The organism is Dietzia sp. B19 (assembly GCF_014145155.1).
GTDB classification, from domain to species: Bacteria; Actinomycetota; Actinomycetes; order Mycobacteriales; family Mycobacteriaceae; genus Dietzia; species Dietzia natronolimnaea.
This window is the reverse complement of sequence record NZ_JAALED010000575.1, coordinates 1-12,236: the sequence shown is the minus strand read 5'-3', so window position 1 is coordinate 12,236 and position 12,236 is coordinate 1. Positions and strand designations below refer to the sequence as shown.

The following is a 12,236-nucleotide window of genomic DNA, read 5'->3' as shown; positions in this document are numbered from 1 at the left end:
GAGATCGACGGGTGGCGCTACCAGGCGTTCGTCACCAACACCGCCACCGGCCAGCTCCAATTCCTCGAGGCCAGGCACCGGGCTCACGCCCGAGTGGAGGACCGCATCCGCCACGCCAAAGACACCGGGCTCGGCCGGCTTCCCTCCCGGGAGTTCGCCCTCAACCAGGCGTGGCTGGTGGCGGTGATGCTCGCCGCTGACCTCGTGGCCTGGACTCGGATGCTGGCCTGTACCGGCGACGCCGCAGTCCTGGCGTTGTGCGAGCCCAAGGCGCTGCGCTACCGCTTCCTCCACGCCGCGGCCCGACTGGCCCGCAGCGGGCGACGACGAAGAGTGAAAATCCCCGAAACGTGGCCCTGGGCGGTCGCTATCGTCGCCGTGTTCAGCACGATCGCCGCGATCCCCAAACCCGCCTGACCTCACCTGCCCGCCCACGACAGCACCACCCGGAGACCCGCCACCGGCAGCGCCAGCCGGCGCTCCCGCACGCCCATAGACGCAATCGCACCCACCGTCACCCGGCAGAAGCCTTCCTCACACTCCATGAATCAGCGGGGCTAGGCGTGGTGTTGCAGAAGGCCGGCGCTTCCTCGTTGGCGATGATCACCCGCATGCCCTCCGCGTACACGAACTTGCCGGCCGCGAACGCGATCAGCAGGAACAGCAAGCCGAAGTGGAATACGATGTTGCCCACCTCGCGCGCATATCCGCGCTCCGCGGACAGCTCGATGCTGCCCGACACGCGACCGTCCCCGTTGTTGCGACGGACCCGCCAGCCCTTGAGGCTCTTTTGGACCTGGTCCGCAGCCTGCTCCGGCGTGGCCGTGGTCCGGTACGCCGCATGATGCGGCAGGCGTGCAAGGTTACGCGGGGCGAGCGGCGGCGGGGCCTTGAGTTGTTTGACCAGATCAATCGACCGCGGTGTCAGGCAGCCCACCAGGGATATAAACAGCAACACGTACACGGCTGTGAACCACCAGCTGGAGAACACGTCGAACAGCTGGAGCTTGTCAAAGAACTCCCCCAGCCAGCCGTTGTCCGCGATGTACTGATTGACGTTTCCCTGGTTGAGGCTGCGCTGCGGCAGGAGTGCCCCCGGTATCGCCGCCACCGCCAGCAGAAATAGCAGAATCAATGCCGTGCGCATCGCGGTGAGAGTGCGCCATGAGTTGCGCATGAACGCGGTGACCGGAGCTATCCTAGGCACTGATTTGAGTCCCCTCTGCCGTTCCCGGTGCGACGAGCCGGATCGAGGGGCAGCTCCGGTGGGGCGTCGCCGGCTTCATAGCATCATCAGCACCGCTCTAGCACGCATAGTCACATCTGGAGATTGTCCTTCGCCGACCCCATTGATCCGGTCGGGGTTTGATGAAGGTCTGATCAAGATCGAGCACGCGGTAGGCGCCAGTGGCAGACCTACGACGATGATTGGCCTTATGTCCACATCCGATTCTCGAGACGCCGGACCTGAAGGTGAGTCACCGACCACTCGCGCGACCGCAGGGTTGCGGGCGATGGTCGTCGAAGACGAGCGTGAGCTCGCCGACCTCATCGGTACCTATCTGACTCGTGACGGCTTCGACCTCACGGTCGTTCATGACGGGCAGGACGCAGTCGACCTGATCCGGCAAGTCGATCCCGACGTCGTCGTGCTAGACCTCGGTCTTCCGCGGCTGGACGGCGTCGAAGTGTGCCGCCAGTTGCGCACCTTCTCCGATGCGTATGTCGTCATGCTCACCGCCCGCACCGAGGAGGTCGACACCCTCATCGGACTGTCCGTGGGAGCCGACGACTACATGACCAAACCGTTCAGCCCACGAGAGCTCATGGCCCGCATCCAGGTCATGCTGCGCCGTCCTCGATCGTCTACGGCCTTACGCTCCCCGTCTGCGGCCTCCGATCACAGAGAGCTGCGAAGGATTGGGGCACTGGCAATCGACGTCGAAGGCCGCGAGGTCACCGTCGACACCACCCCGATCCAGTTGACCAGGACCGAGTTCGACCTCTTGGCGGCACTGACGCGAGACCCCGGCTTGGTGCTGTCCCGGACGCAGTTGATCAATGCGATCTGGGGGCCCGACTGGGTCGGCGACACGCACCTTGTTGATGTCCACATCGCGCACCTCAGACGCAAGCTCGGAGACACTGCGTCCCGGGGCGCATACATCCGCACCGTCCGCGGTGTCGGCTACCGCACCGGAGATGGTCAGTGAGCCGGATCGATCTGGGTGACAACGTGACGCGCCTCAAGCGGTGGTTCACCACTGCCACCTTCGGTACCCGGCTACTGGCGGCGCTCGCTTTTGTGATGATCGGTTTCGCAGTCAGTGCCTGGGTCGTCGCCGCAATACTTGCCCCCGGAATCTTCCACGAGCATCTGGAGATGGCCGGACTGTCACAGAACTCCTCCGAAGCAGCCCATATGGAGGAGGCATTCAACTCGTCAATGATGCTGTCTTGGTCGATCGCACTGGCGGTATCGGTGATCTTGTCGCTGGCTGTCAGCGGCTACATCGCCCGCCGCGTTCAACGATCGATCACCCCGGTCACCCGATCAGTCCAGCAGATCTCCGGTGGAGAATACAACTCACGAGTACACGAGCCGAGAATAGGTCGTGAATTCGACGATCTTGTCGCCAGCTTCAACGAACTGGCACGACGACTAGATGCCACCGAAACCACACGCCGACGGATGCTCTCAGATCTCGCACACGAGTTGCGGACTCCCCTGGCCACGCTCGAATCCCACCTTGAGGCAATCGAAGACGGCGTCCGTGCACTCGACGACGACACGCTGCGCATTCTGCGAACCGCGACTGGTCGGCTAGGCCGGCTCGCTCACGACGTCAGCGCGGTGTCCCGAGCCGAAGAACACCTCACGCGTCTCATCCCCATCGGTACCGACACTCGCAGCATCATCGCGGCCGCGATCGACGCCCTGCGCCCCGAGTACTCGCACAAAAATGTGCTGCTCCAAGCACGTATTGATCAGGCAATACCGATCACTGTCGACAGTGATCGAATCAACCAGGTCCTGACCAACCTTTTGCACAACGCGCTCCGCCACACCGACTCAGGTGGGATGGTCACCGTCACCAGTCGCCTACACAACGGGAACGTGGAGATCACTATCGCCGACACTGGAGAAGGCATCGCAGCGCAGCACCTCGACCACATTTTTGACCGCTTCTACCGCGTCGACACCGCACGCGACCGGGCACACGGAGGAAGCGGCATCGGACTCACCATTACTCGCGCACTGGTCGAAGCCCACGAAGGCCATATCCGCGTTCACAGCGACGGGCTCGGCCGCGGCGCCCGATTCACGATCTCCTTACCGCAGACCCCGGCTCACTCCAAGGGCTGACTCAGTTGGTCGCGATACCGTTTTCCCGGAGCCACTCGATGGGGTCGGCGCGCTCCCGTCCCTCGTTCAACCACACCTCGAAGTGCAAGTGCGACCCGGTGGAAAAGCCACGACTTCCCATGAGGGCAATCGTCTGTCCAGCCTGTACACGCTGGCCGGTGGACACGAGAACCTCTTCCATGTGTCCATAAACGGTCATCGTGCCCTCATCCGACAGCAGTCGGACCCAATTGCCGAACCCTTGCGCCGGGCCGGCATCGATGACGGTCCCGTCAGTCGCCGCCACGATCGGGGTTCCGATCACGTTTGCGATATCGATGCCGCCGTGGAGCGAGCCCCAGCGTTGGCCGAACTCAGACGTGAGGGTCCCGACTGTCGGCATCGCTGCTGTTGGACGGCGCGCGGTCTCCTCGGCAACTTGCCGGCGAGCGTCGATTTCGGTGCCTGCCGCCAATGACGACACCATGGCGGCAGCGCTCTCCAGCGGGATGTCGCCTTGCACCGCAACGGGCCCAGGCAGTTCAGCCGGGGGAAGGGCTATGTCTCCAGACTGGCCAGCAGGACTGATCGACTCCTCGTGCGCGATGAGGTGAATGTGCTCACCACCAGCCTCTGTGTGCTGGTCCACTAGAAAACTTATCGAGGACACGATGGCCCCGGCGGCGACCGTGACGACGACGACCTGATCGCGTAACTCGGGCCGGGCGGAGGGTTGGCGATGCGTACCGCCACCTCGAGGGCGACCAGAACTCGCCCAGATGTCGACAGTTAAAGGGTGTGCCTTGCGGCGTGCACGTCTTCGCTCCACTGCCGCCGTGTCTCCCCTGCCGCTATACCGTGATGGTTTCGTGATGTGACTTCTGCTCGAACTTAGACGAGCAGAGTCCCCGTCGCAAGAAGTGGGGGCCTGCACGCCCGTGTCGAAGAACGACCGGGAGCGGCTCCCTCAAGCGTGCATCGTGCCTAGAGTCTCCCTCTGACCACAGCCTCTGGCAGCGTTCATCAAGCTGCCTGTTGCGAGTGTCAGGGACTACGTGGGCGACATGGGAAGGCCTTCGGAAGCTGGACGTCCTGACAGGCTTCACCCAGGTTCACCCCAACTGGCCGCGCACCAATTCAGCACCGCGTCAGCGACCGTCACGTCCGGGATCTTGATCAGACCTTCATCAAACCCCGACCGAATCAAGAGGTCAGCACAGCACAATCTCCAGATGTGACAGTGCGTGCGGCATTGGGGGACAAGTGGGGCGGGTCGCCGGCCGCCTCCCACCACGAAGAAGTGGACGAGCAGCTCGAGAAAGGGAAAGTGTCGCGATCACAAGATTTACAGATTTCCGGACGATTGTTGTTGCTCGCACGAGCGGTGGCGTTAGTGACAGTCAGCGCCCTCGGACTCCTCTTCACTTCGGCAGGGGTGCTGGTCCAGGACGGCACCAGTCTGGACGTCCACAGCTCGGCCGCCATCGCCCTTCATGTCCTCACCGGCGTGCTGGCTCTGGTTCTAGGGTGGCGCGCGTGGGCTACACGGCGAGGTCGCTGGGCTGCAGTCGTCGCCCTCGTCCTGTTCGGGGCCACGTTCGCCCAAGCGAGCTTAGGGGGCAGTTCGACCTTGGCATTTCACATCGGCGTAGCACTGGTGCTCACGGTCCTGTGTACGTGGCTGGCCGCCTGGACTTTCGGTAGATCACTATACGAGGAGATCGAATGAGACTGCGCAGGACACTCACCGCCTCCGGCTCCACCGCCGCCCTGCTCCTAGCTGTGGGCTGCGCCGGGAACGACACGGGCGCGCCAGAGCAGGCAGAGCAGCTCCAGACGGGCGAGAGAGCCGAGAAACAGGTCACGATGGCCGAGGTCCAGCAGAACGATTCGACCGACTCGTGTTGGACCGTGATCGAGAACATCGTCTACGACCTCACCGCGTGGGTCGACCAACACCCGGGCGGGCCGGACCGGATCGAGCAGCTGTGCGGCACAGACGGGACAGAGAGTTTCACCGACCAGCACAGTGGAGCGTCCCAGCCACAATCGCGGCTCGCCGAGTTCCAGATCGGCCAGCTCGCCGGGTGACCCGGCAGATATGCTTCCGATCCGCTCTGTGCGTCCCGGTCGGAGGCATGTGCCGGGCCCCGCTCCGGGGCCGCGCGCGTGGACTCAGCGAGGCCGTGAACGGGTTCGATTCGCTCCCCCCGCGACCTCTGCGGAAGACGAGAGCGCACCTCGCGAGCGTGACATGACAACACGACAGAAGAACCGTGGGCCGCAATCGGTGGTACTGCCAGCAGTCGGCCTCAGGATGGGCGGGGTTACCCGAAATCAACCGCGGTCAACGCCTTCTCGGCGGTGGCTAAATAGTCACCCCGTCGGCCGTGCGCTTGGTCGAATGGTGTCGTCATTGGGCGCAGGAATACTGCTGTACACCAGTTTCCCGCCTCTATCCTTGTGGTTTCTCGCCCCGGCCGGTCTTGCCATTTTGGTTCTGGCGGTCCGAGGGATCGGCGTGCGCGGCGCGTTCGGATTGGGATACCTGGCTGGTCTCGGGTTCTTCGTACCTTTACTGCCCTGGGTGGGGGTTTATGTCGGCGCTGTCCCCTGGCTAGCATTAGCGGCGCTACAGGCCGTGGCAGTCGCTGTCTTCGCTGGGGCCACCGCACTGGTGGCGCGGCTGCCCGGGGCTGCACTGTGGATCGCGTGCTGCTGGGTGGCCACCGAAGCGGTTCGAGCGCGCCTGCCCTTCGGTGGGTTTCCCTGGGGCCGGCTGGCGTTCGGTCAGACTGATGGACCATTGCTGGCGATCGCTCAGATCGCTGGGGCGCCAGGGGTGAGCCTGTCCGTTGCACTGGTGGGCAGCGCGACGGCTGCAGTGGTCGTCGGACTTGCTCGGCGCTCCGCCTGGCGCTCGGTGTTGCTACTCGGGGCGGTGCTTGTGACCGCCTCTGCACTCGGCTCGATACCCGTCTCTACCGCACCAATCACCACCCCCTCTAAAACGGTTGCCCTAGTCCAGGGCAACGTGCCCCGACTCGGTCTGGATTTCAACGCGCAACGGCGCGCTGTACTGGACAATCATGTGGCTCGTACCGACGCTCTCGCCGCCGAGGTCGCAGCGGGGGTGAAGCCCGCACCGGATCTGGTGATCTGGCCGGAGAACGCATCAGACATCGACCCGTTTCGCAATGCCGACGCTGCAGAACAGATCGATGCGGCCACAGAGGCAATCGGCGCTCCGATCCTTGTGGGGGCGGTGGTGTCCACTGGCTCCGGTACCACCCGAAATACAGCGCTGGTGTGGGAGCAAGGAACAGGACCTGGCGATGCGCACGACAAAAGACGACTGGTTCCATTTGGTGAATATCTGCCAATGCGATCGATCGTGAGCAAGCTTTCGCCTTATGCCGCGCAGGCGGGCAACTTCGTGCCCGGTAACGGCGATGGTGTGGTGACCATCGATGAGACACCGCTCGCTGTGGCCACCTGTTATGAGGTCGCGTTCGATGATCTGGTGGCCGAGTCGGTTCGGTCGGGGGCGCAGTTGATCGCGGTACCAACGAACAATGCAACCTTCGGCGATACCGACATGACCTATCAGCAGCTGGCGATGTCGCGGCTGCGCGCTGTCGAACACAACCGCACGGTGGTGGTAGCGGCCACCAGCGGTGTCAGCGCGATTATCGCGGCGAATGGCGATGTGCTCGAGCAGACCGAAATGTTCACTGCCGATGCCCTCGTCGCACAGGTCCCGCTCAATACCGAGTTCACACTTGCCACCCGATTACGTTCAATTCCTGAACTCATCATCACGGTCACCGCAGTATTCGCGATGCTGGTGGGGTGGATTGCTAGCCGCCGTCGGCGGGGCTGAGATCCCCGGCCATGAGTGCGCGCCGATATCGGGAGCGGACCCGTCGTCGGCCGGGCCGGCTGCAGGCGCTCAACGTGAGCATGTCGGGCAGGGCGCCGAGGGCGAGAAATTGATGAGCTCCCGCGAGGTAAGGGCGAGAGCCAGCTCGAGGATTGGACTCAGTAATCGAGCCTATTTCTCGGACGTAGACGCCGTCGGCGTTCAGCCTCAAATCTGGTGCCGTAGCGATCACGAACGGTCATCGTTACGAGGCGGTCATGGGCCACTGCCTCCGTGGCCGCATCCACCTCAGCAATATGACCGGATACGACATCAGGATCGATATCCCTGTCACCAGGTCCCACAGCACCGTCGCCTAGGCTGCCTTGCTCGTCGTTGCCCTGGCTACGTTGGCGGCGCCGCTCCCGGATTTCACTCCACAGAAAGTAGCCAAGCCCAATTGGCGCTAGAACTCCGAATGCAAGCCATTGAAGCCCATAGGACAGGTACGAACCCGCCTCGACTTCCGGTATCGGAGTTGGCTCGAGTGATCCTGGTTGGCCTCCGGGGAGCTGGAGATGATAGCCAGCAAGATCGAGATCCAGAACCCGACCGATCGTCGAGGTTTCAATGGAGCGCACCATGTGACGATCGTGCAGAACTATCGGTTCGGCCGGGGTGTCGGTGGGCATTCTGAGCCTGGCGGTGATGGTCACTGGATCGGCTACCGCGGCCGGGTAGGTCGGCACCGTGTTGTTCTCGCCAACGCGAACCCATCCACGATTAATAAGCAGATCATCGCCGCCCTCGGTCCGAAATGCGGTGAGAACTTGGTAAACCTGTTCCCCGTCGACAGCTTGCTGCCGCAAGAGCACTTCGTCTTCGGGCAGATAGCGACCGGTTACTGTGACCCGATGCCACTCGGATTCGTCCAACGGCGCGTCCCGCGCCGTCAATTCCGTCAACGGCACTGGATCGGCTTCGACGCTGTGAAGAAGTTGGGAATTGCGCGTCTTCAAATCCTCGTTCTTGCCTAACTGCCATGGCGCCAACAGTGTGAAGCACGTATAGACGAACAGTGCGACGGCGATGAAGGAAATCAACCACCCCGGCGTCATCACGCGAAAGACCCTCTGCACGCCGTTCACGGTAGGCGTGGTGGTAGGACGGTCGGCATCGGGGCCCTCCTGTCGGCACCAGCTCCGGCGATCATTAATCGTGCCCGCCTCCCGCCACTGTCGGCAGGGATGGTTCCGATCCGGCGAGATCAGCGTGTTGCGTGCCGAATTGTGGCATCCGGGCCTGGATCGGAAGTGTCGAGCAGCAGGTCGTTGTCTACGTCCTCAGATGACGACGCCGTTCGCGGCCAACCATGACACCGAGTCGATCCACTGGCCGGCGGGATTCTGTACGCCGAAGTGCACATGCGGACCAGTCGAGTAGCCACGGTTACCGACTTCACCGATCACCTGGCCGGCGGTGACCTGCTGGCCTTCGGTGACGTAGTTGGCATTGTTGTGGCCATACTCCAAGAGATAGCCGTCATCGGTCTTGATGCGAATCCATAACCCATAACCGGAAGCGGGGCCGGAGGCCACGACCGTGCCGGACTTGGCTGCATACAAGGGTGTGCCGATCGGCGCAGCGATGTCGGTGCCATTGTGGTTAGCGCCCCACCGCGAGCCGAAGCCAGAGGTGATCGTTCCATCAGTCGGCCTGTGAGCTTGGCTGGCGACCGAAAACGCCGAAGACGACGACTGAGCAGTATCGAATCCGAGCGCCTGGCTCAGCCCGGGGGCCTGACTTGCATACTGGCGGACCGCGTCAGCTCCGATGCCATAGCGGGCGGCAGCCTCTTCGACCATCTGTCCGACGTGCTCGGGATCAGACGATTGGGCAGCGGCCACAGGGGCGACACTAAGCGCCGCGCCACCGGCGATTGCGGCGCCAGCCAGCGTGGTGGCGGCGATCCGGCCCACTCCCCTGGATCGGTTGGCGCGATGACGCCCACCAGCAGAGATGCGGTGGCCCACACCAAGCGAGTCCATGAGATCGGCGAACGGAACGCTCTTGGAGGAGCTCGACATGATTGATTCCTTCAACTTAAGCGATGGTCGCAGCTTCATACCGACGACCACTGGAGACTCCCGAAACGGTAACAGTTGCATATCGTCCGGTCACGGAGAGTTTCCTGAGAATCCAGAAATCAGCAGTTCATACGCCATTTGTTAGTCATCTACGGCATCGCCCGACCGTTACCCCGACGTGATTTTTGGTTCGGATGCGGTCCGGTCGGGGCCACCCCGCAATCGTCCCGGGTGACTAGACCGCGATCAACGCAAGCAGGATCAAGGTCCTTACTCCTGCCCCCTCCTCGTACCCGCCGCACGTGTGATGTCGATCGCTGATGCCGCAGTCTCGTCGGGACAGTCGGTCTCCACCTGCACAGTAGAAAAGAAGAAGCGGTACCGAGCTTGAAGCAGGTTGGAGGCGGATTGGAGAACGATCTGCGGATCGGCGCTTGCGGAGGTGCGCAGGTGGCCGGAGAACACGAAACGTCCACTGGTTAGTGCCCAAGCATGGGCATGATGGACGTCTTCCACCCCATCTATCGCTGCCAGGTCTTCAGTCACGTCAGACAGGTAGACCTCGTCGGGTGTGCCCTCCATGAGCAGATGGGTGGCGTCGCGCAGGATGCTCCAGCTTGCCCATACAAGCACGAAGCCGAACGCCAAACCGAGCAGCGGATCGATCAGCAAGAACCCGGTGAACTTGATCACTAGTGCGGTGACGATGATGAGCAGGCTGCCGACGAAGGTCTGGATGATGTGCCACAACGCGCCACGAACGTTCATGTCGCTGCGGCTTTGTTTCCAGATCAGGCTCAGGGCGACGATTTCGGTAAGCAAGCCTCCCGCGGCTGCCCACAGCATGGGCGTCGTGGGCAGGTCAACCGGATCATTCATGCGCATGGCAGCCATCACGATCACCACCATCGCCATGATTAGCAGGAAACCGCCATTGACCAGCGCGCCTACGATCTCGGCGCGGTACCAGCCAAAGCTGCGATTCTCGTCTGCGGGGCGGCGGGCGAGTCGAGCAGCGAAGATGGCGACTAGGACACCACCGACCGCCGAGAAGGTGTGAAAAGCGTCCGAGATCACCGCAACCGAGCCGGTCCACAGCCCGATCGCCAACTCGATGACGAAGTAGATTCCCGTCAGCCAGGCCGAGATAGCCATGCCCCACCCACGAGCCTGCACCTGCCCGTGTCCACCATGCCCATGTGCCATGGGGGTCTCCTTTTTGCACTCGGAATCCGGTTCTCGTGTCAGCTGCACACTGTGCATCGGTCTCGCGGCGCCCACAGCTTCTCTCGGGAATCTTGATCAGACCTTCATCGAACCCCGACCGAACCAATGGGGTAGGGGCGGCACAATCGTCCGGTGTGACTGTGCAGGCAAGAGTGGTGCTGATGCTGTGATGACGACGGATGTGTTCGGCAAGGGTGCGCAGCCCGGTAGCTGGGGCAGACGGGCAAGATGCCAACTGGCCGCAGTGGTGGTGAGTTCGCTTGTACTTACTGGCTGCGCTAGCGGCACTGATGCCGTCGCTTCAGGTGAGACGTTCGATTTTGTCAGCCCGGGCGGCCAGATTGAGATCTTCTATGATCCGCCGGCGGACCGCCAGAAGATCGCTCCGATGTCTGGCCCGGAAGTAGTAGATCCGGAGGCCACTGTGGCGGTCGCAGACTTTCCTGGCGAGGTGGTGCTGATCAACCTGTGGGGTCAGTGGTGTGCGCCCTGCCGGACGGAAACCGACGACCTGCAGCGACTGCAGGACAAGTACCAGGCGCAAGGCTTCACCAATCTCGGCGTCAACTTGCGGGACCCGAATCGGCAAAAGCCTGTCGACTTCATCGAGGACAACGGGGTCACCTATCCCTCAATTTGGGACCCGTCGCAGGCCGCGGTGGCGGCGCTACATGGTTTCCCCACCTCGGTGGTGCCAGCGACACTGATTCTCGACAAACAGCACCGAGTCGCTGCGGTGTATCTAGCAGAGGTCACCGACACCCAGTTGGAGCCGGTCATCGAGAGACTGCTGGCCGAGCCTGCTGAAAGCGACGCTGCATGAACACGGTGCTGATTGCGCAATCTATTGGCCAGACGTTCCAACAAACTGCTGCCTCCGGACCTCTGCTGCTCGCGTTGGGAGCATGTGTCCTCGCTGGACTCGTCTCGTTCGCCTCGCCGTGCGTAGTCCCGCTCGTGCCCGGGTATCTGGCATATATGGCCAGCATCGTGGGTGCAGAGCGCCCGGCGGTGACTGTGCAGGCCGCCGAGCAACGCCGCGCCGAAGCCAGCTCGCTCACTCTTGAACAGCAGCGTCAGCGGGTGTCATCGCGACGACGAGTCGTCCTCGCCGCGGTGCTATTCGTTGCTGGATTCACCGTGGTCTTCGTACTGCTGTCGGCGATGGTGCTGGGCACCGTGCAATACCTCGCCCCCCGGCAAGAATTGCTGCAACGGCTCGGCGGTGTGGTGACCATCTTGATGGGACTGGTGTTCATCGGGGCCATACCCGCCCTCCAGAGGGACACTCGAATGCAGCCGAAAGCACTTTCCACCTGGGCGGGCGCGCCGCTACTTGGCGCCGTCTTCGCCCTGGGATGGACGCCGTGTCTCGGACCGACTCTGGCAGCGGCGTTGTCAGTTGCCGCCGGAACCGGACTCGACGCCGCACGCGGAGTACTGCTCATCGTGGCGTACTGCCTGGGGCTCGGACTGCCTTTCATTGTGGTGGCCTTCGGTTCGACGAGAGCCATCCGCACAGTGGGCTGGCTGCAACGACACACGCGAACGATTCAGATCGTCGGCGGCATCATGCTCATCGTCGTCGGAATCTTGCTGCTCAGCGGCATTTGGACGCAGTTCGTGTACTGGCTCCGCGACTTCGCCGTCTCCGACACCACTCTGCCGATCTGACAGTGCTCCGATGGCTGACCTGCCGCGTTGATTTCGGACA

General features: G+C 62.8%; 13 protein-coding genes. 8 read left to right on the top strand and 5 right to left on the bottom strand.

The window, feature by feature from the left end:
* Positions 1–417 (top strand): transposase (locus G6020_RS17360; RefSeq protein ID WP_241732789.1); only part of this gene is annotated, 417 nt, incomplete at its 5' end.
* Positions 418–514: 97 nt separating this feature from the next.
* Here G6020_RS17360 and G6020_RS16465 read toward each other — a convergent pair.
* Positions 515–1,147, bottom strand: a complete 633-nt coding sequence (locus G6020_RS16465) for a cytochrome c biogenesis protein ResB (RefSeq protein ID WP_241731127.1) — start codon at positions 1,145–1,147, stop codon at positions 515–517.
* 367 nt (positions 1,148–1,514) lie between these two features.
* On the opposite strand from G6020_RS16465, the gene G6020_RS16460 reads away from it, so the two are divergent.
* Together G6020_RS16460 and G6020_RS16455 are read left to right on the top strand one after the other, a co-directional pair.
* Positions 1,515–2,213, top strand: a complete 699-nt coding sequence (locus G6020_RS16460) for a response regulator transcription factor (protein WP_017836391.1) — start codon at positions 1,515–1,517, stop codon at positions 2,211–2,213.
* A complete protein-coding gene (locus G6020_RS16455) occupies positions 2,210–3,367 on the top strand; it encodes an ATP-binding protein (protein WP_107746584.1) in 1,158 nt (385 codons plus the stop codon). Before G6020_RS16460 ends, G6020_RS16455 begins: the two co-directional genes overlap by 4 nt.
* A 1-nt stretch (position 3,368) precedes the next feature.
* Here G6020_RS16455 and G6020_RS17595 read toward each other — a convergent pair whose 3' ends face one another.
* On the bottom strand, positions 3,369–3,995 hold the full coding sequence (locus G6020_RS17595) for a M23 family metallopeptidase (RefSeq protein WP_182611321.1): 627 nt from the start codon (positions 3,993–3,995) through the stop codon (positions 3,369–3,371).
* Positions 3,996–4,580: 585 nt separating this feature from the next.
* Here G6020_RS17595 and G6020_RS16445 point away from each other — a divergent pair.
* From G6020_RS16445 to lnt, 3 genes are all read left to right on the top strand, one after another.
* Positions 4,581–5,075: a hypothetical protein gene (locus tag G6020_RS16445; protein ID WP_223210127.1), complete on the top strand. Its 495-nt coding sequence runs from the start codon at positions 4,581–4,583 to the stop codon at positions 5,073–5,075.
* The gene (locus G6020_RS16440) at positions 5,072–5,437 is read left to right on the top strand and encodes a cytochrome b5 domain-containing protein (RefSeq protein WP_017836387.1); all 366 of its coding nucleotides are present in this window, start codon (positions 5,072–5,074) and stop codon (positions 5,435–5,437) included. Before G6020_RS16445 ends, G6020_RS16440 begins: the two co-directional genes overlap by 4 nt.
* A gap of 313 nt (positions 5,438–5,750) precedes the next feature.
* Positions 5,751–7,229, top strand: a complete 1,479-nt coding sequence (lnt, locus tag G6020_RS16435; protein ID WP_235027363.1) for an apolipoprotein N-acyltransferase — start codon at positions 5,751–5,753, stop codon at positions 7,227–7,229.
* Positions 7,230–7,387: 158 nt separating this feature from the next.
* On the opposite strand, the gene G6020_RS16430 is transcribed toward lnt, so the two are convergent.
* From G6020_RS16430 to G6020_RS16420, 3 genes are all read right to left on the bottom strand, one after another.
* Complete coding sequence (locus G6020_RS16430; protein ID WP_227022437.1) at positions 7,388–8,356, bottom strand: SURF1 family cytochrome oxidase biogenesis protein; 969 nt, start codon at positions 8,354–8,356, stop codon at positions 7,388–7,390.
* 195 nt (positions 8,357–8,551) lie between these two features.
* Entirely contained in the window at positions 8,552–9,295 is a 744-nt protein-coding gene (locus tag G6020_RS16425; protein WP_081615259.1) for a M23 family metallopeptidase, read from the bottom strand.
* Between the two features lie 270 nt (positions 9,296–9,565).
* A complete protein-coding gene (locus G6020_RS16420) occupies positions 9,566–10,450 on the bottom strand; it encodes a cation diffusion facilitator family transporter (protein ID WP_241731126.1) in 885 nt (294 codons plus the stop codon).
* Positions 10,451–10,691: 241 nt separating this feature from the next.
* Here G6020_RS16420 and G6020_RS16415 point away from each other — a divergent pair, with 241 nt between their 5' ends.
* A complete protein-coding gene (locus G6020_RS16415; protein ID WP_235027362.1) occupies positions 10,692–11,345 on the top strand; it encodes a TlpA disulfide reductase family protein in 654 nt (217 codons plus the stop codon).
* Positions 11,342–12,196, top strand: a complete 855-nt coding sequence (locus G6020_RS16410) for a cytochrome c biogenesis CcdA family protein (protein WP_107746580.1) — start codon at positions 11,342–11,344, stop codon at positions 12,194–12,196. The genes G6020_RS16415 and G6020_RS16410 overlap by 4 nt, the downstream gene beginning before the upstream one ends.
* The last annotated feature ends 40 nt before the right edge of the window (positions 12,197–12,236 follow it).

What these genes read in the sequence shown, in the direction of transcription:
- G6020_RS16415 (WP_235027362.1), top strand. Translation starts at nt 10,692, where the DNA reads ATGACGACGGATGTGTTCGGCAAGGGTGCGCAGCCCGGTAGCTGGGGC.
- G6020_RS16425 (WP_081615259.1), bottom strand. Translation starts at nt 9,295, where the DNA reads ATGTCGAGCTCCTCCAAGAGCGTTCCGTTCGCCGATCTCATGGACTCG.
- G6020_RS16410 (WP_107746580.1), top strand. Translation starts at nt 11,342, where the DNA reads ATGAACACGGTGCTGATTGCGCAATCTATTGGCCAGACGTTCCAACAA.
- G6020_RS16440 (WP_017836387.1), top strand. Translation starts at nt 5,072, where the DNA reads ATGAGACTGCGCAGGACACTCACCGCCTCCGGCTCCACCGCCGCCCTG.
- lnt (WP_235027363.1), top strand. Translation starts at nt 5,751, where the DNA reads ATGGTGTCGTCATTGGGCGCAGGAATACTGCTGTACACCAGTTTCCCG.
- G6020_RS16465 (WP_241731127.1), bottom strand. Translation starts at nt 1,147, where the DNA reads ATGCGCACGGCATTGATTCTGCTATTTCTGCTGGCGGTGGCGGCGATA.
- G6020_RS16420 (WP_241731126.1), bottom strand. Translation starts at nt 10,450, where the DNA reads ATGGCTATCTCGGCCTGGCTGACGGGAATCTACTTCGTCATCGAGTTG.
- G6020_RS16460 (WP_017836391.1), top strand. Translation starts at nt 1,515, where the DNA reads ATGGTCGTCGAAGACGAGCGTGAGCTCGCCGACCTCATCGGTACCTAT.